The organism is Pseudomonas sp. JV241A (assembly GCF_900275665.1).
In the GTDB taxonomy this organism is placed as follows: domain Bacteria; phylum Pseudomonadota; class Gammaproteobacteria; order Pseudomonadales; family Pseudomonadaceae; genus Aquipseudomonas; species Aquipseudomonas wadenswilerensis.
In genome coordinates, this window is sequence record NZ_OPYO01000037.1 from 109,366 (window position 1) to 126,603 (window position 17,238).

General features: G+C 63.1%; 15 protein-coding genes. 7 read left to right on the plus strand and 8 right to left on the minus strand.

Annotation, left to right across the window (positions count from 1 at the left end):
- Nucleotides 1-106: 106 nt before the first annotated feature.
- The 6 genes from JV241A_RS25425 to JV241A_RS25450 all read right to left on the minus strand — a co-directional run bounded on the left by JV241A_RS25425 (nucleotide 107) and on the right by JV241A_RS25450 (nucleotide 9,379).
- The gene (locus JV241A_RS25425) at nucleotides 107-3,202 is read right to left on the minus strand and encodes an MdtB/MuxB family multidrug efflux RND transporter permease subunit (protein ID WP_134065059.1); all 3,096 of its coding nucleotides are present in this window, start codon (nucleotides 3,200-3,202) and stop codon (nucleotides 107-109) included.
- Nucleotides 3,199-4,482, minus strand: coding sequence for an MdtA/MuxA family multidrug efflux RND transporter periplasmic adaptor subunit (locus JV241A_RS25430; RefSeq protein WP_115086810.1), 1,284 nt, complete (start codon nucleotides 4,480-4,482; stop codon nucleotides 3,199-3,201). The genes JV241A_RS25425 and JV241A_RS25430 overlap by 4 nt, the downstream gene beginning before the upstream one ends.
- Nucleotides 4,483-4,773: 291 nt before the next feature.
- On the minus strand, nucleotides 4,774-5,274 hold the full coding sequence (gene tpx, locus JV241A_RS25435; RefSeq protein WP_115086811.1) for a thiol peroxidase: 501 nt from the start codon (nucleotides 5,272-5,274) through the stop codon (nucleotides 4,774-4,776).
- A 159-nt stretch (nucleotides 5,275-5,433) separates the two neighbouring features.
- Nucleotides 5,434-6,711 carry a serine/threonine transporter gene (locus JV241A_RS25440; protein WP_134065061.1) on the minus strand — a complete coding sequence of 426 codons (1,278 nt, stop codon included), beginning with the start codon at nucleotides 6,709-6,711 and terminating at the stop codon, nucleotides 5,434-5,436.
- A 250-nt stretch (nucleotides 6,712-6,961) separates the two neighbouring features.
- On the minus strand, nucleotides 6,962-8,155 hold the full coding sequence (locus JV241A_RS25445) for an amino acid aminotransferase (protein ID WP_115086813.1): 1,194 nt from the start codon (nucleotides 8,153-8,155) through the stop codon (nucleotides 6,962-6,964).
- A gap of 198 nt (nucleotides 8,156-8,353) precedes the next feature.
- Nucleotides 8,354-9,379, minus strand: a complete 1,026-nt coding sequence (locus JV241A_RS25450; protein WP_134065063.1) for an Ldh family oxidoreductase — start codon at nucleotides 9,377-9,379, stop codon at nucleotides 8,354-8,356.
- Between the two features lie 149 nt (nucleotides 9,380-9,528).
- Here JV241A_RS25450 and JV241A_RS25455 point away from each other — a divergent pair, with 149 nt between their 5' ends.
- The 7 genes from JV241A_RS25455 to JV241A_RS25485 all read left to right on the plus strand — a co-directional run bounded on the left by JV241A_RS25455 (nucleotide 9,529) and on the right by JV241A_RS25485 (nucleotide 16,188).
- A complete protein-coding gene (locus JV241A_RS25455; RefSeq protein ID WP_134065065.1) occupies nucleotides 9,529-10,398 on the plus strand; it encodes a MurR/RpiR family transcriptional regulator in 870 nt (289 codons plus the stop codon).
- Nucleotides 10,399-10,432: 34 nt separating this feature from the next.
- Nucleotides 10,433-11,191, plus strand: coding sequence for a transporter substrate-binding domain-containing protein (locus JV241A_RS25460; RefSeq protein ID WP_010222010.1), 759 nt, complete (start codon nucleotides 10,433-10,435; stop codon nucleotides 11,189-11,191).
- A 143-nt stretch (nucleotides 11,192-11,334) separates the two neighbouring features.
- Nucleotides 11,335-12,054 carry an ABC transporter permease subunit gene (locus tag JV241A_RS25465; protein ID WP_115086816.1) on the plus strand — a complete coding sequence of 240 codons (720 nt, stop codon included), beginning with the start codon at nucleotides 11,335-11,337 and terminating at the stop codon, nucleotides 12,052-12,054.
- Nucleotides 12,051-12,761, plus strand: a complete 711-nt coding sequence (locus JV241A_RS25470; protein ID WP_115086817.1) for an ABC transporter permease subunit — start codon at nucleotides 12,051-12,053, stop codon at nucleotides 12,759-12,761. The genes JV241A_RS25465 and JV241A_RS25470 overlap by 4 nt, the downstream gene beginning before the upstream one ends.
- A gap of 25 nt (nucleotides 12,762-12,786) precedes the next feature.
- Nucleotides 12,787-14,028 carry an FAD-binding oxidoreductase gene (locus JV241A_RS25475; RefSeq protein WP_134065067.1) on the plus strand — a complete coding sequence of 414 codons (1,242 nt, stop codon included), beginning with the start codon at nucleotides 12,787-12,789 and terminating at the stop codon, nucleotides 14,026-14,028.
- Nucleotides 14,029-14,046: 18 nt separating this feature from the next.
- A complete protein-coding gene (locus JV241A_RS25480) occupies nucleotides 14,047-14,835 on the plus strand; it encodes an amino acid ABC transporter ATP-binding protein (protein WP_115086819.1) in 789 nt (262 codons plus the stop codon).
- 198 nt (nucleotides 14,836-15,033) lie between these two features.
- Entirely contained in the window at nucleotides 15,034-16,188 is a 1,155-nt protein-coding gene (locus tag JV241A_RS25485; RefSeq protein WP_115086820.1) for a DUF1624 domain-containing protein, read from the plus strand.
- 42 nt (nucleotides 16,189-16,230) lie between these two features.
- Here JV241A_RS25485 and JV241A_RS25490 read toward each other — a convergent pair whose 3' ends face one another.
- Complete coding sequence (locus tag JV241A_RS25490) at nucleotides 16,231-16,524, minus strand: hypothetical protein (protein ID WP_115086821.1); 294 nt, start codon at nucleotides 16,522-16,524, stop codon at nucleotides 16,231-16,233.
- Nucleotides 16,525-16,685: 161 nt separating this feature from the next.
- The gene (hpaR, locus tag JV241A_RS25495; RefSeq protein ID WP_010222002.1) at nucleotides 16,686-17,108 is read right to left on the minus strand and encodes a homoprotocatechuate degradation operon regulator HpaR; all 423 of its coding nucleotides are present in this window, start codon (nucleotides 17,106-17,108) and stop codon (nucleotides 16,686-16,688) included.
- Nucleotides 17,109-17,238: the final 130 nt, after the last annotated feature.

Sequence of the window (17,238 nt, forward strand, 5' to 3'; positions counted from 1 at the left end):
CAAGCTGCAAGCTGCAAGCTGCAAGCAACTTGAGGTGACCTTCGATGCACAGATCGAACACCGGACCGCTTGCAGCTTGCAGCTTGCGGCTTGTAGCTGGCGCCGATCATACCAAGTCTCCGGTCAAGCCACGGGAGCGAAGGCGCCTCGACAACCGATCGAAGTACAAGTAGATGACCGGCGTAGTGAACAGCGTCAGCACCTGGCTGACCAGCAGCCCACCGACCATCACCAGGCCCAGCGGCTGGCGCAGTTCGGCGCCGGAACCGGTGGCGAGCATCAGCGGGATGGCGCCGAACAACGCTGCCAGGGTGGTCATCAGGATCGGCCGGAAGCGCAGCAGCGCCGCCTGGTAGATCGCCGCCTCGGGCGCCATGCCCTGGTTGCGCTCGGCCTCCAGGGCGAAGTCGATCATCATGATCGCGTTCTTCTTGACGATACCAATGAGCAAAATGATGCCGATGATGGCGATCATGCCCAGGTCGTTGCCCGAGAGGATCAACGCCAGCAAGGCGCCCACCGCCGCCGACGGCAAGGTCGAAAGGATGGTCACCGGGTGGATGTAGCTCTCGTACAGCACACCGAGCACGATGTACATGGTCACCACCGCCGCCAGGATCAGCAGCAAGGTGCTCGACAGCGAGGCCTGGAAGGCTTCCGCCGCGCCCTGGAAGCGGGTTTGCACGCCCACCGGCATGCCGATGTCCTGCTGCACCTGCTCGATGACCTTGACCGCCTCACCCAGGGCCACGCCATCGCCCAGGTTGAACGACATCATCACCGCCGGGAACTGGCCGATATGGGCAATCGCCAGTTGCGCCTGGCGCTGCTCGATGCGCGCCAGGCTCGACAGCCGCACCTGGCCGCCGTCGCTGGCCTTGACGTGAATCTGCTCCAGCACCTGCGGACCGATGCTGGACGCGGCCTCGGCCTGCAGCACCACGCGGTACTGGCTGGCCTGGGTGTAAATGGTCGAGATCTGCCGCTGACCGAAGGCATCGTACAGGGCGTTGGTGATGTCGGCGACGTTGATGCCCAGGCGGCTGGCAGCGTCGCGGTCGATCACCAGGAACACCTGCAGGCCCTTGTCCTGCAGGTCGCTGGCGACATCCGTCAGCTCCGGACGCTGCTGCAGGGCATCGACCAGCTTGCCGCTCCACTGCGCCAGCAGCTCGGCATCGGGCGATGACAAACTGAACTGGTACTGGGTGCGGCTGACCCGGTCTTCGATGCTCAAGTCCTGCACCGGCTGCATGAACAGGCGGATGCCGACCAGCTTGTCGACCTCCCCCTGCAAGCGGGCAATTACCTGGGTAGCAGTGAGGTCACGCTCGCCATGGGGCTTGAGGTTGATCAGCAGGCGGCCGCTGTTGAGGGTGGCGTTGTCACCATCGACGCCGATATAGGACGACAGGCTCTGCACCGCCGGGTCCTTGAGGATCACTGCGCTGAGCTCCTGCTGGCGCTGGCTCATGGCGGTGAACGACACCGACTGCGGTGCCTCGGAAATACCCTGGATCACCCCGGTGTCCTGCACCGGGAAAAAGCCCTTGGGCACCACCAGGTACAGCAGCACGGTCAGCCCCAGGGTCGCCACGGCCACCAGCAGGGTCAGCGGCTGGTGCCTGAGCACCCACTGCAGGCCGCGGCCGTAGTAGTCGATCATCCAGTCGATCCAGGCACCGCTGGCCCGGTAGAAGCGCCCTTGTTCTTCTTCCTTGGGCTCGCGCTTGAGCAAGCGCGCGCACATCATCGGCGTCAGGGTCAGCGACACCACCAGGGAAATCAGGATCGCCACCGCCAGGGTAATGGCGAACTCGCGGAACAGCCGGCCGACCACGTCGGCCATGAACAGCAGCGGGATCAGTACCGCGATCAATGAGAAGGTCAGCGAAATCAGGGTGAAACCGATTTGCCGGGCGCCCTTGAGCGCGGCTTGCATCGGCGTTTCGCCCTCTTCGATATGCCGCGAGATGTTCTCCAGCATGACGATGGCATCGTCGACCACAAAGCCGGTGGCAATGGTCAGGGCCATCAGGGTCAGGTTGTTGATCGAAAAGCCGGCCAGGTGCATGACCGCAAAGGTGCCGATCAGCGACAGCGGCACGGCCACCGAGGGAATGAGGGTGGCACTGAAGCGGCGCAGGAACACGAAAGTGACCATGACCACCAGGACAATGGCGATCAACAGCTCGTGGCGTACGTCCTTGACCGAGGCGCGGATGGTCTGGGTGCGGTCGGTAAGCACACTGACGTCGAGGCCCGCCGGCAGGTTGTCGGTGATCGACGGCAGCATGGCCTTGATCCGGTCGACCACCTCGATGACATTGGCCCCGGGTTGGCGCTGGATGTTCAGCAGCACTGCCTGGTTCTGGTTGGCCCAGGCCGCCAGGCGCTCGTTCTCGGCGCCGTCGACGATCTCGGCGACGTCTTTCAGGCGCAGCGGCGCGCCGTTGTTGTAGGCGAGGATCAGGTTGGCGTATTCCTCGGGCGAACGCAGCTGGTCGTTGGCGTCGAGCATCGATACCCGGGTCGGGCCATCGAAGTTGCCTTTGGGCTGGTTGACGTTGGAAGCGCCGATCAGGGTGCGCACGTCAGCCAGGTTCAGCCCGGCCGAAGCCAGGGCGTCGGGGTTGACCTTGATCCGCACCGCCTGGCGCTGGCCGCCGGCGATGCTGACCATGCCGACGCCGCCAATCTGGGCGATCTTCTGTGCCACCCGGGTGTCGACCAGGTCGTTGAGCTTGGGCAACGGCATGGTTTTCGACGAAATCGCCAGGGTCAGCACCGGTGTGTCTGCCGGGTTGACTTTGTTGTACACCGGCGGTGCCGGCAGGTCGCTGGGCAGCAGGTTGCTGGCAGCGTTGATCGCCGCCTGCACCTGTTGCTCGGCAACGTCCATGTTCATGTCCAGGCTGAAGCGCAGGGTCAGCACCGAGGCGCCACCGGAGCTGGTCGAGGCCATCTGGGTCAGCCCGGGCATCTGCCCGAACTGGCGTTCAAGCGGCGCGGTGACCGCGCTGGTCATCACCTGCGGGCTGGCGCCGGGGTACAGGGTCATGACCCGGATGGTCGGGTAATCGACCTGGGGCAGTGCCGCCACCGGCAGCATCTTGTAGGCGATCAGGCCGGCCAGAACGATGGCCAGCATGCTCAGGGTGGTCGCCACCGGGCGCAGGATGAACAGCCGCGAGAGGTTCATGCGCCGGCCTTGCCCTGTTCAGCGGGAGCGACGGAGGCGTCTTTTTTATCCTGGCCCTGCAGGTGCTGGCCGGGGGTGACCGGTACTTCGGCGCTGTCGTTGACCACCTCGACGTCACTGCCATCACGCAGGCGGTCGGTGCCTTCGAGCACTACCCGCTCGCCCTGGGCCAGGCCCTCGTTGACCACGGTGTGGTCGCCATCGCTGGCGCCGAGGGTAAGTTTGCGGATACGCACCTTGTTGTCGCCTTCCATGACATAGACGAACGAGCCGTCGGTGCCGAACTGGATCGCCGCTGACGGTGCCAGCACCACGCCCTTCAGGGTATCGGCCAGCAGCCGCACGTTGACGAACTGGTTGGGGAACAGCGCTTCGTCCTGGTTCTCGAAGAAGGCCTTGAACTTCAGGGTGCCAGTGGTGGTGTCGATCTGGTTGTCGAGGCTGCGCAGCACGCCGACTGCCTGTTGCTTGATATCGCCACGGTCCCAGGCTTCAACGGGCAGCTGAGCGCCGCTGCGATAACGCGCCAGCACCGTGTTCAGCTCCGTTTCAGGCAAGGTGAAGGCCACGGTGATCGGCTGGGTCTGGGTGATGACCACCAAGGCGGTGGTGTCGTTGGCCGCCACCAGGTTGCCGACGTCAAGCTGGCGCAAGCCCAGGCGGCCGTTGATCGGCGCGCGGATACGGGTGAAGTCGAGGTTGAGCTTGGCGTCACCCACCGCCGCCTGGTTGGTCTTGATCGTGCCCTGGTACTGGCCGACCAGTGCTTCCTGGGTGTCCAGCGTCTGCTTGGCGATGCTGTCTTCGGCGTACAGGCCTTTATAACGCTGCAGGTCGATCTGGGCGTTTTTCAACTGCGCCTGGTTCTGCGCCAGCGTGCCTTCGGCCTGTTGCAGGGCGATCTGGTAAGTGCGCGGGTCGATCTCGGCCAGCAGGTCACCGGCCTTGACCTTCTGCCCTTCCTGGAAATTGACCTTGACCAGCTCGCCGCCCACCCGGCTGCGCACATTCACCGTGTTGGTCGCGGTCACCGTACCCAGGGCCTTGAGGTACACCGGGAAATCACCCACCGTCGCCGATTCAACCCGTACCGGCACCGGCCCACCGAACGCGCCAAAGCCCGGCCGCCCGCCCTTGCCGCCTGGCGCAGCGCCGGCCTTTTGCGCGGCCGGCGACGGCCACAGCCACCAGCACAGGCCGGCGACCAGCAACAGGATCAGCAGGCCGACAAGCCAGCGACGAGGGGAACGGGAACGAGAAAGCATCGGGTGATCGACCATTGTGCGGGAAAGAATTCTTTTGAGGAGGCTGAACGATAAGCACTGAAGACGGATAAGCAAAGCGCCTTTACCGGCACTTTACCTTGAGCTTACGTTGCTAAAGTAATGAACTATAAATAAAAACGGCCTGGACGAGGGCCAGGCCGCAACAACTCTTAGCAATTATTAACAATAATCGCGTCGCCTTCATCGCCGGCAAGGCCGGCTCCCACAGGAACAGCGTACGCAGGTGCATTGTGGGAGCTGGCCTTGCCAGCGATGGGCTGCGCAGCAGCCCCGGCGGGGTCGCTATTACTTCAGGACTGCCAAAGCAGCCTCATAGTTTGGTTCTTCGGCGATTTCGCCAACCAGCTCGCTGTGCAGCACCTTGTCGTTCTCATCCAGCACCACCACGGCACGGGCAGTCAGGCCGGCCAGCGGGCCGTCGGCGATTTCAACGCCGTAGTTGCCGAAGAACTCACGGCCGCGCAGCAGCGACAGGTTCTGTACGTTCTCCAGGCCTTCAGCACCGCAGAAGCGCGCTTGAGCGAATGGCAGGTCAGCGGAGATGCACAGCACGACGGTGTTGTTCAGTTCACCAGCCTTCTTGTTGAAGGTGCGCACGGAAGTCGCGCAGGTCGGGGTATCGACGCTTGGGAAGATGTTCAGCACTTTGCGCTTGCCGGCCAGGGAGGCCAGGGTCACGTCGGCCAGGCCAGCACCAACCAGGGAAAACGCAGGTGCCTGGGCGCCTACTTTCGGCAGTTCGCCTTTGACCTGAACCGGGTTGCCTTTGAGAGTCACTTGAGCCATGAACGAAGTCCTTATGCGGGGGTGAGTAAAGGACCAGAGTTAACCATGAAAGTGCCCGTCTACCTATGGGCCAGTGTTAAATTGTTGAATTGCCAGACAACTTTTGTGGACAATCTTTAGTTGTTCGGGAGCCGATTGCCGGCTCCCGAACCCAGCGGTTTAACTCAGCAGCGAGTAAACCAGCGCCGAAATGGCCACCAGGCCCACGGCGGCGACGAAGACGTTGGACATCTGCCCGCGGTACTTGCTCATGGCCGGCACCTTGCGGATGGCGTACATCGGCATCAGGAACAGGATCGCGGCAATGACCGGGCCGCCGAAGCTCTCGATCATGCCGAGAATGCTCGGGTTGAGGGTGGCGACGATCCAGCAGATGACCAGCATGAAGGCCGCGGTCATGCGATCCAGGGCCTTGGCGCCAGGGCGCTTGCCGGTCTTGACGACCAGGCCCTTGAGGCCTTCGCTGGCGCCAATGTAGTGGCCCAGGAACGACTTGGCGATGGCGATGAAGGCAATCAGCGGCGCGGCGAAGGCGATGGTCGGGTTACTGAAGTGGTTGGCCAGGTACGACAGGATCGACAGGTTCTGCGCCTTGGCCTCGGCCAGTTGCGCCGGGGTCAGGGTCAATACGCAACTGAACACGAAGAACATCACCATGGCCACCATCAGCAGGTGGGCACGGCACAGGATCTGCCCGCTGCGTTCGTCGGCGTGCACGCCATAACGGCGCTTCTGATCAACGGCAAAGGCCGAGATGATCGGCGAATGGTTGAACGAGAAGACCATCACCGGGATCGCCAGCCACAGGGTGTGCAGGAACGCCGAGCCCGATGGCAGTTCGGTAGCAGTGCTGAGGATGCCGCCGTTCCAGTGCGGAATCAGGAACACCGCCAGGAACGCCAGGGCGACGATGAACGGATAGACCAGCCAGCTCATGACCTTGACCGTGGCCTGTTCGCCACAGCGCACGATGGCCAGCAGGCCGAGGATCAGCACAAAGGACAATACCGCGCGCGGTGGCGGCTCGATGTGCAGCTGGTGCTCCATGAAGCTGCCGACGGTGTTGGTCAGGGCCACGCTATAGATCAGCAGGATCGGGAAGATGGCAAGGAAATACAGCAGGGTGATCAGGGCACCGGCGCTGAGGCCGAAATGCTCCTCGACCACGTCGGTGATGTCGGTGCCGTCGCGCCCGGAGAGCACGAAGCGGGTCAGGCCGCGGTGCGCGTAGAAGGTCATCGGGAACGCCAGCAGCGCCAGGATCAGCAGCGGCCAGAAGCCGCCGAGGCCGGCGTTGATCGGCAGGAACAGGGTCCCGGCGCCAATCGCCGTGCCAAACAGGCCCAGCATCCAGGTAGTGTCCTGACGGGCCCAGCTGCCGAGGGCGGCGGGGGTCGATTCGAAGCGTTGTTCAACGCTTGGGGCCTGCTCATTCATCCGGGTGCAACTCCACTCGCAAGACTGCAACAGGGCTGAGAGTGGCGAAACAGACGCCTCACCCCTCTTAGCCATACAAAGAGGGGCGCGATTGTGCGCCGTTTGGTTGCACTTGCAAAGCCCTGGCCGAGGAGTGGTTGCACCTTGGGCTGAAAGCATCGCGGGGCAAGCCTGCTCCCACCGGAACTACCCCATCCTTGAAATCAGGTGAGTAGCGGTGGGAGCGGGCTTGCCCCGCGATTGAAGTGACTTACTGAACCGCAGCGAACGCCTTGGCCACTTGCTGCAGGTTGTCCGGACGCAAGCCGGCCATGCACACCCGGCCGCTGTCGATCAGGTACACCCCGAACTCGTCACGCAGGCGCCGCACCTGCTCGACGCTGAAGCCGGTGTAGCTGAACATGCCGCGCTGGCGCAGGAAGAACTGGAAGTCCTGCCCCGGCAGCAGCTCGGCCAGGGTATCGACCAGGGCCTGGCGCATATCGAGGATACGCAGGCGCATCTTCTCCACTTCCGCTTCCCACTGGGCGTTGAGCTCAGCATCACCGAGCACCGCGGCCACCAACTGGGCACCGAAGCTTGGCGGGCTGGAGTAGTTGCGGCGCACGGTGGCCTTGAGCTGGCCGAGCACGCTTTGCGCGGTGTCGGCGTCATCACAGACCACCGACAGGCCGCCGACCCGCTCGCCATACAGCGAGAAGATCTTCGAGAACGAGTTGCTCACCAGACACGGCACGCCGGCGCGGGCCACTTCGCGAATGGCATAGGCATCTTCAGCCAGGCCTTCGCCAAAGCCCTGGTAGGCGATGTCGAGGAACGGGATCAGGTTGCGCGCCTTGACCACTTCAATTACTTGCTGCCATTGCGCCTGGCTCAGGTCGACCCCGGTGGGGTTGTGGCAGCACGGGTGCAACAGGACGACGCTGTTGGCCGGCAAGCCCTTGAGGGTGCCGAGCATGCCGTCGAAGTTGACGCCGCGGCTGGCCGGGTCGAAGTACGGGTAGCTGTTGACCTTGAAACCTGCGCCTTCGAAGATCGCCCGGTGGTTGTCCCAGGTCGGATCACTGACCCACACCTGCGACTCGGGGAAGTAGCGCTTGAGGAAGTCGGCACCGACTTTCAGCGCGCCGGAACCGCCGACCGTCTGCACGGTGGCGACGCGGCCGCTTTCAACGGCTGGATGGCCAGCACCGAACAACAACGCCTGGATCGCCTGGCGGTAGCTGCTCAGGCCTTCCATCGGCAGGTACATCGAGGCTTCGTGAGGCTGGGCGGCAAAGCGCTGCTCGGCTTCGCGCACCGCGGCCAACTGTGGCACCACGCCTGCGGCATCGTAATACAGGCCGATACTCAGGTTGACCTTGGCGGCGCGCGGATCGGCCTTGAAGGTCTCCATCAGGGAGAGAATCGGATCGCCGGCATAGGCATCGACATGTTTGAACACAGCGCACAGCTCCTTGGGTCAGGACAGTTCGGACTAAAAGCTGTGTCGAGGATACCTGTACCTGAGGCCGAGGAACATTACCTCTGGTGCAACTGATCAGTGCATGTGTGCACAGCTATCGCTGGCAAGCCAGCTCCCACAATGATCAGCAAAAACCCTGTGGGAGCTGGCGTGCCAGCGATAGCGTGCTCAAGTTCACTACTGGGCCAAGCCCTGCAACTGCTCAAGCTCCGCCACTGTCAGCGTCACGCCCTGCTTTGCCGACTGCTCACGCTCACGGAAGCGGCGCTCGCCCGGCAGGCGCTGCAAGCCCACCGCCTGCATCTGCCGCACCAGGTCACGGCTGCGTTCGGCAAAGCGGTTGCCCACCGACCTGGCCGGGTCGATGACGATGATCAGTTGCCCGGTCCAGGGCGTCTTCGCCCCCGGGTGCTGCGACCAGTCGAACTCGAACGAGAAATTGCCGCCGGTCAGCGCCGCCGCCAGCAGTTCGACCATCATCGACAGCGCCGAGCCCTTGTGCCCGCCAAACGGCAGCAGCGCACCGCCGTCGAGAATCGCCTGCGGGTCGCGGGTCGGCTCGCCTTTGTTGTCGACGCCCATGCCTTCAGGCAGCAGTTCACCCTTGCGCGCGGCGATCTGCACATCGCCGTGAGCCATGGCGCTGGTGGCCATGTCGAAGACGATCGGGTCGCTGCCGGCGCACGGCGCGGCAAAGGCGATCGGGTTGGTGCCGAACAACGGTTGCTGGGCACCATGGGGCACCATGCAAGTCATGCTGTTGACCACGCTCAGGGCCACCAGGCCTTCATCGGCAAAGGGCTCGACGTCCGGCCACAAGGCGGCGAAATGGTGGGAGTTGTGGATCGCCAGCACGGCAATCCCGGCACTGCGAGCCTTCTCTACCAGCAGCGTGCGGGCTGCCGCCAGGGCCGGCTGGGCAAAACCGCCCTTGGCGTCGACGCGCACATAACCGCTGGCAACATCTTCGACTTCGGGTACGGCCTGGCCATTGACCCAATGGCTGGCCAGGGTCGAGACATAACCGGGAATACGGAACACACCGTGGCTGTGCGCGCCATCGCGCTGGGCGCTGGCGCAGTTGAAGGCCAGGACCCGGGCCACCGCTTCGCTGCAACCATGACGGACGAAAATGCGCTGCAACAAGGCCTGCAGGTCGGCAAAAGCAATCTGCGCGACAGCAGTGTCGGGACGTGCGGACATCTGAAGCTCCCTTATTGGATTTGGAGTGGGCGACAGCGATGGGCAATGGCCAGACTTTCCTCCAGTGACAGCAAACTGTCAAATATTGACTTGATGACAGAAAACATTCATTTTCTGATTCACCTGCCGCCGCCTTCGAGAATCGCCCTGTGAGCCAACCGATCAAACAGCGCCTGGAACGCAGCCTGCACAACGCAGCAGCGTCCGGGCGCAAGATCGCCAGCCACATGCTCGCCAACCTCACCGACCTGCCCTTCGAAACCTCCGCAAGCCTTGCGGCAAAAATCGGCGTCAGCGAGTCGAGTGTCGGGCGCTTCTGCCGCTCGTTGGGTTACGAGCACCTCAAGGCCCTCAAACATGACCTCAAGGACGATCTGGGTGAAGGCCCGTGGCTGGTCGGTGATCGTCTGCAAGAATTTCGCCAGCAGCACGGCAAGGACGCCGCCGGCCTTGCGCGCAGCCTTGAACAGGAAGTTGGCGCGCTGGTGCGGGTTTACGAATACAGCCGCACCGCGGCGTGGGACACCGTCAGCCAGCGCCTGGCGCAGCGACGCAAGGTATTCGTCGCCGGCTTTCAGACCGAGCGCGGCATCGCCCAGTGCATGGCCCACCTGCTGCAATACCTGCGCGATGGCGTGCAGGTGGTCGATGGCAGTGCCGGGCATTTTGGCGAGGTACTGCTCAGCGCTCCGGCCGATTGCGCCCTGGTGGTGTTCGAGGCGCGCCGCTATTCCCGCCATGCCCTGACCCTGTGTCGCAAGGCGCATGCGGCAGGCATTCCGGTAACCCTGGTTACCGACACTTTTTGTGACTGGGCCGATGCCAACGCCAGTGAGGTGTTTCGCATCCCCACCGAATTCAATCTGTTCTGGGAGTCCACCGCGACGATGCTGTCGTGGGTACACCTGATGGTCAACGAGGTCTGCAAGAAGCTAGGACCGGATGTTGAAAAACGCTTGGAAGCAACTGCAGCTCTACACAACGAATTCGTTGGCTACACGTCAACGAGCAAACAATAGCAAGAGTGCAAACAACAACAGATCGAGGTGTGTCATGAAACCCGTTATCCGCTTCGCAGGGGCTTGCGCCCTGCTGCTCGCCGGCTCGACCATGGCCCAGGCCGAAACCCTGAAGATCGCCACCGAAGGCGCTTACCCTCCGTTCAACTACGTCGATTCAGACAACAAACTGCACGGCTTCGACGTCGACATCACCCACGCCCTGTGCGAGCAGATGAAGGTCGAATGCACCCTGGTGGCCCAGGACTGGGAAGGCATCATCCCGGCCTTGATGGCGAAGAAATACGACGCCGTGGTGGCGTCGATGATCAATACCGAAGAACGGCGCAAGAAGATCGCCTTCACCAACCACTACTACAAGACCCCGTTGTCGGTGGCCGTGGCCAAGGACAGTGAAATCACCGACGCGCAGACTGACTTCAAAGGCTACACGGTCGGCGCACAATCCTCCTCGACCCAGGCTATCTATGCCGAGGACGTCTACGGCAAGGCCGGCGCCGACGTCAAACTCTACCCGACCCTCGATGAAGCCAACGCCGACCTCGCCGCCGGGCGCCTGGACGGGGTGATTGCCGACAAGTTCCCGCTGACCGAATGGCTGGGCAAGGCCGGCAAGGACTGCTGCAAGATCCTTGGCGACGTCAACGGCACCAAGGCCGACGCCTCGATTGCCGTGCGCAAGGAAGATGAAGCGTTGCGCGAACGCCTGAACAAGGCCCTGGACGCAATCGTCGCCAACGGCACCTACCAGAAGATCGCCAGTCGTTACTTCGACTTCGATATCTACCAGTAAATCTCACGTCCTGTGAGGGACCTGTGGGAGCTGGCCTTGCCAGCGATGCAGACGCCGCGCACTGACTGACTGCGTGTCGATGCCATCGCCGGCAAGGCCGGCTCCCACGGGGCTGTGTGTCTATCTTGCGAGAGGGTTTGAGCATGCTCGAACAACTGTCACTGCTTTCCTTCGCCAGCGGCGGCTGGGGCCAGGCTCTGCTGGCCGGCGCCCTGGTGACCATTTCCCTGGCCCTGGCCTGCCTGCCCATCGGCTTGCCGCTGGGCCTGGGCGTCGCGCTCGCCGCCCGTTCCTCCAAGCGCTTCCCGCGTGCTGCCGCCACGGTGTTCTCCACCGTGTTTCGTGGCCTGCCGGAGCTTCTGACCCTGCTGATCATCTATTACGGCTGCCAGATTGCCGCGCAGAAAATTCTTGCCGCCATGGGCTACGAAGGTGAAGTGCTGATCAACACCTTCCTGGCGGCGATGATCGCCTTCAGCCTGGTGTTTGCCGCGTTCTCCAGCGAGATCTGGCTGGCGGCGTTCAAGACTGTCGCCAAAGGCCAGTACGAAGCCTCGGCGGCGCTGGGCCTGAGCAAGGCCACTACCTTTCGCAAGGTGGTCTTTCCACAGCTGGTGCGCATCGCCCTGCCGGGCCTGTCGAACAACTGGCTGTCGCTGCTCAAGGACACTTCGCTGGTGTCGACCATCTCCCTGGTCGACCTGATGCGCCAGACCAACCTTGCGGTCAGCGTGACCAAGGAGCCGATGTTCTTCTACGGCGTTGCCTGCCTGGGTTATCTGCTGTTCTCCGCGTTGTCGGGCCGGGTGTTCAATTTCATCGAGCAGTACTTCAGCCGTCATCTGCGGGGGGCACGTACATGAGCTTCGATCAACTGCTGGCCCTGGTGCTCGACCCCGACCTGCTGGAACGCTACGGCCCGCGCTTTATCGACGGCCTGCTGGTGACCGGCAAGCTGGTGGCACTGTCCTTCACCCTCGGCGCCCTGCTTGGCATGCTGCTGGCCCTGGCCAGGCTGTCGAACAACCTGGTGCTGCAACGCCTGAGCGCAGGTTACATCTACTTCTTCCGCGGCTCGCCGCTGCTCGCCCAGCTGTTCTTGCTGTACTACGGCCTGGGCTCGCTCAAGGGCTTCTGGCAGGACGTCGGTCTGTGGTGGTTCTTCCGGGATGCCTGGTACTGCACGGTGCTGGCCTTCACCCTCAACACCGCCGCTTACCAGGCCGAGATCTTCCGCGGCAGCCTGATGGCGGTCGCTCCCGGTCAGTACGAGGCAGCCAAGGCCCTCAGCCTGAAGCGCTCGACCACGTTCTTCAAGGTGATCCTGCCGCAATCACTGATCGTCGCCATCGGCCCGCTGGGCAACGAACTGATCCTGATGATCAAGGCCAGCGCCATCGCCTCGCTGGTGACCATCTACGACCTGATGGGGGTGACCAAGCTGGCGTTCTCGCGCAGTTTCGACTTCCAGATCTACCTGTGGGCCGCCGTGCTCTACCTGCTGATCGTCGAGATCGTGCGCCGCAGCCTCAAACACATAGAAGCCCGCCTGGGCCGCCACCTGCGCTGACCGCCTGCTTGTGAGGAACGTTCCAATGCATTGCCAAACCATTGTTCTGGGCGCCGGCATCGTCGGTGTCTCCACGGCCCTTCATCTGCAGGCACGCGGGCGCAAGGTGATCCTCATCGACCGCGAAGAGCCCGGCAGCGGCACCAGCCACGGCAACGCCGGGCTGATCGAGCGCTCCAGCGTCATCCCCTATGCCTTCCCCCATGATCTGTCGAGCCTGCTGCGCTATGGCCTGAACCGCCAGCCCGACGTGCGCTACAGTTTCACCCACTTGCCGAAGATCGGCCCGTGGCTGTTCAAGTACTGGAAAAACTCCTCGCCAGCGGGCCTGGCCGTGGCCACGCAGGCCATGCTGCCACTGGTGCAGCGTTGCGTCGAAGAACACGACGCGCTGATCGACGCGGCGGGCCTCGGCGAACTGGTCAAGGCCAACGGCTGGATCGAGGTGTACCGCAATGAGGACGCCTACAACAACGCCGTGGCCGGTGCCCACGCGCTGAAGTCATATGGTTTGAAATACGAAATCCTCGACCGCCAGCAACTGCACGAGCGCGAGGTCGACCTGAGCGACAATGCGGTCGGCGGCATCCACTGGCTCGACCCCAAGACCGTCAGCAACCCCGGCGGCCTGACCCGCGGCTATGCGGCGCTGTTCGTGCAGCGTGGCGGCCAGTTCATCCACGGCGACGCCCGCACCCTGCGCCAGATCGGCAGCGAGTGGCAGGTCGACAGCCGCCAGGGGCCAATCACCGCACCCGAGGTGGTGGTCGCCCTCGGGCCACAGTCGGCCGAGCTGTTCAAGCCGCTGGGTTATCGCATTCCGCTGGAGATCAAGCGCGGTTATCACATGCACTACCGGGCGCGTGACGGCGCCGAACTCAAGCATTCGATCTGCGATGCCCAGGGCGGTTATGTCCTGGCGCCGATGGCCATGGGCATCCGCCTGACCACCGGCATCGAGTTCGCCGCCAGCACCGATGCTGCCAACCAGATCCAGCTGCAGCGCTGCGAAGCCTTGGCGCGCAAGGTCTTCCCGCTGGGTGAGCGGGTCGATGCCGAGCCCTGGCTGGGCCGCCGCCCGTGCCTGCCGGACATGCGCCCGGTGATCGGCCCGGCCGCTCGCCACAAAGGCCTGTGGTTCAACTTCGGCCATGCCCACCACGGCCTGACCCTGGGCCCGGTGACCGGCCGCCTGCTGGCAGAAATGATGACCGGCGAAACACCATTCACCGATCCTGCGCCGTACCGCGCGGACCGCTTCAACTGACCGCGGGAGAATAACAACATGACCGCTTCACTGAGCCTTGCTAGCCCTTCCCCTGCCCCTCAGGTTGATCCACGCAAGATCGTGGTGACCATTGAGGGCCTGAACAAGCACTACGGCGCCTTCCATGTGCTGCGCGACATCAACCTCAACGTGCGTGAAGGCGAACGCATCGTCCTGTGCGGGCCTTCCGGGTCGGGTAAATCGACACTGATCCGCTGCATCAACCGCCTGGAAATTGCCGAACAGGGCAACATCCGTGTCAACGACACCGACCTTGCCCTGACCACTCGCCAGGCTGCCGACGTGCGCAGCGAAATCGGCATGGTGTTCCAGCACTTCAACCTGTTCCCGCACATGAGCGTGCTCGACAACTGCACCCTGGCCCCCATGAGCGTACGCGGCCTGTCGCGCAAGGAAGCCGAAGATCGAGCGCGTTTCTACCTGAACAAGGTGGGGATCGAAAGCCAGGCCGGCAAATACCCCAGCCAGCTGTCCGGCGGCCAGCAGCAACGGGTGGCGATAGCCCGGGCGCTGTGCATGAAACCGAAGATCATGCTGTTCGACGAGCCGACCTCGGCGCTGGACCCGGAGATGGTCGCCGAAGTGCTGGATGTGCTGGTGAAACTGGCCGATACCGGCATGACCATGCTCTGCGTCACCCATGAAATGGGCTTTGCCCGCCAGGTGGCGGAACGGGTGCTGTTTCTCGATGGTGGGCAGATCATTGAAGACGCCAGCCCCGAGGCGTTCTTCAACAACCCGCAGAGTGCGCGGGCCAAAGGGTTTCTGGCGCAGATACTGCACTGAGGCCTTTGGGCAAGGCTTCGCCTTGCATCGCCGGCAAAGCCAGCTCCCACAAGTTCTGCGCAGCTCTCAAGGCCAGCGCCAATCCTGTGGGAGCCGGCCTTGCCGGCGATGGGCTGCGCAGCAGCCCTTGTTCATTGCCTGGCATATTAGTTATGTTATAACGCATAACTTAGCAATTCCACGCCAGCGACCTCACCCATGCCAACCGCCCCACCCGCCAACCAACGCCTGCTCTGCATCGACGCCCTGCGCGGCCTGGTCATTGTCTTCATGCTGCTCGACCACGTGCGCGAAACCTTCTTCCTGCACCGTCAGGTCAGCGACCCGATGGACGTCGCCAACACCGACCCCTGGCTGTTCCTCAGCCGCACCCTCGCCCACCTGTGCGCCCCGGTGTTCGTCCTGCTCACCGGCCTGTCGGCTTATCTGTATGGTGAAAAGCACCAGGGCAAGGCCACGCTCTCGGCCTTCCTGTTCAAGCGCGGACTGGTGCTGGTGCTACTGGAATTTACCCTGGTCAGCCTGGCCTGGACCCTGGAGCTGCCACCCAAGGTGATCTACCTGCAGGTGATCTGGGCCATCGGCCTGAGCATGATCGCCCTGGCCGGCCTGGTGTGGCTGCCGCGATCGCTGGTGCTGGTGCTCGGCGCGCTGATCGTCGCCGGGCACAACCTGCTCGATCCGCTGCACTTCGCTGCAGGTTCGGCGATGCACATCCCTTGGGCGATCTTGCATGACCGCGGCTGGATCGAAGTGTCGGACAGCTTGCGCCTGCGCACCTCGTACCCACTGCTGCCGTGGATCGGCGTAATTGCCTTGGGCTATGCCATGGGCCCCTGGTTTGCCGGGGGTGCGGACGCGCTGGCACGTCAGCGCAAATTGCTAGTCACCGGCCTGGGCGCCCTCGTCGGCTTTGTGCTGCTGCGCCTGCTAAACGGTTACGGCGAAGCGCAGTGGCAGGTCGGTGAAACCACGCTGCGCACCCTGATGAGCGTCTTCAACATCACCAAATACCCGCCGTCGCTACTGTTCCTGGCCCTGACCCTGGGCGTCGGCGTGTTGCTGCTGCGCAGGTTCGAGCACCTGCAAAGCAACCGCGCGATACAGGTGCTGAGCGTGTTCGGCGCAGCACCGATGTTCTTCTACCTGCTGCACCTGTACGTACTGAAGTTGCTGTACCTGATCGCCGTCGCCTGCTTTGGCCTGAACCAGGACAGTTACTTTGGTTTCGACGGGGTCTGGGCGATATGGCTGACGGCAATTGTCTTGAGCATTGCGCTCTATCCGCCGGTTTGCTGGTTCGCCAGGCTCAAGGCCCGGCGCCGGGATATCGGCTGGCTCAAATACTTCTGAGCCAAGGCGTGCCCCTGCAAGCAGGGGCAGCCCCGTCACCGCTTACTGGGTATGCATTTTCGACTTTATAAAACCGGCAATGAAGGTCAGCACCGCGCCGCCGACACCGCCGCCGACGATACTGCTGATCAGCGCCGGCAGATCGAGTGAACCGCCCGCCGCCACTGCAGCGCCGGGTTCACCGGTCAAGGCCGCGAGTATCTGCCCGACGATCACCCCGCCAACCCCACCGAAAATCGAGTTGAGTAACGGGCCCATGCTCTGCTTGCTCATACCGGCTGCGTTGCCGCCCACCACACCGGCAACAATCTGAATGATCAGACTGACAATATCCATGATCCAACCCCTTTGTAGCGTTATGAATTGACGACTCGCGTCCGGCTACTACAGAAAGTCACGACCACGGGAACAGAGGCGCCTGGCTCCGGTCAACGACGGCACGCTGTTGCGGATGGGCACAGTATAGGTAGCAAGCGGCCAGCGCGCCAAAACGGCGCTCAGGGCTTGATGTTCTTCAGGCTATTGAGCAGCCCCAGCAGTGCTTGCAGTTTGTCTTCGCCGAACTGTTCGAGGATGCGCTGGTAGTTGTGCTCCATGTCTTCGCTCATGTCGACGAAGCATTGCTGGCCCTGTTCGGTCAGGCCTACGAACACCCGGCGCTGGTCCTGGGTCGACTTCTTGCGCCGCACCAGGCCATCGCGTTCCAGACGCGCCAGCACGCCGGTCATGCTCGGCTTGAGGATGCAGGCCTGCTCGGCCAGTTGATGGCTTTCCAGTTCGCCTTGCTGGCGCAGGATGCGGATTACCCGCCATTGTTGTTCGGTCAGGCCATGGGCATTGAGCGAGGGGCGGAAGAAGGCCATGGCGGCTTCGCGGGCTTGCAACAGGGTCAGGGTCAGGGACGGTCTTGGAGTGGGCATGGTTCAGGCTGGTAGTCATCGGTGACAGCCAGCTTAAGAGAAACTGCGCGATGCAGCAAAGCTGCACGGGCGCTGCTTCGGCCATACACCGGACGCTTGTTAAATATAATTAACTGGCCGCAGCAGGCGC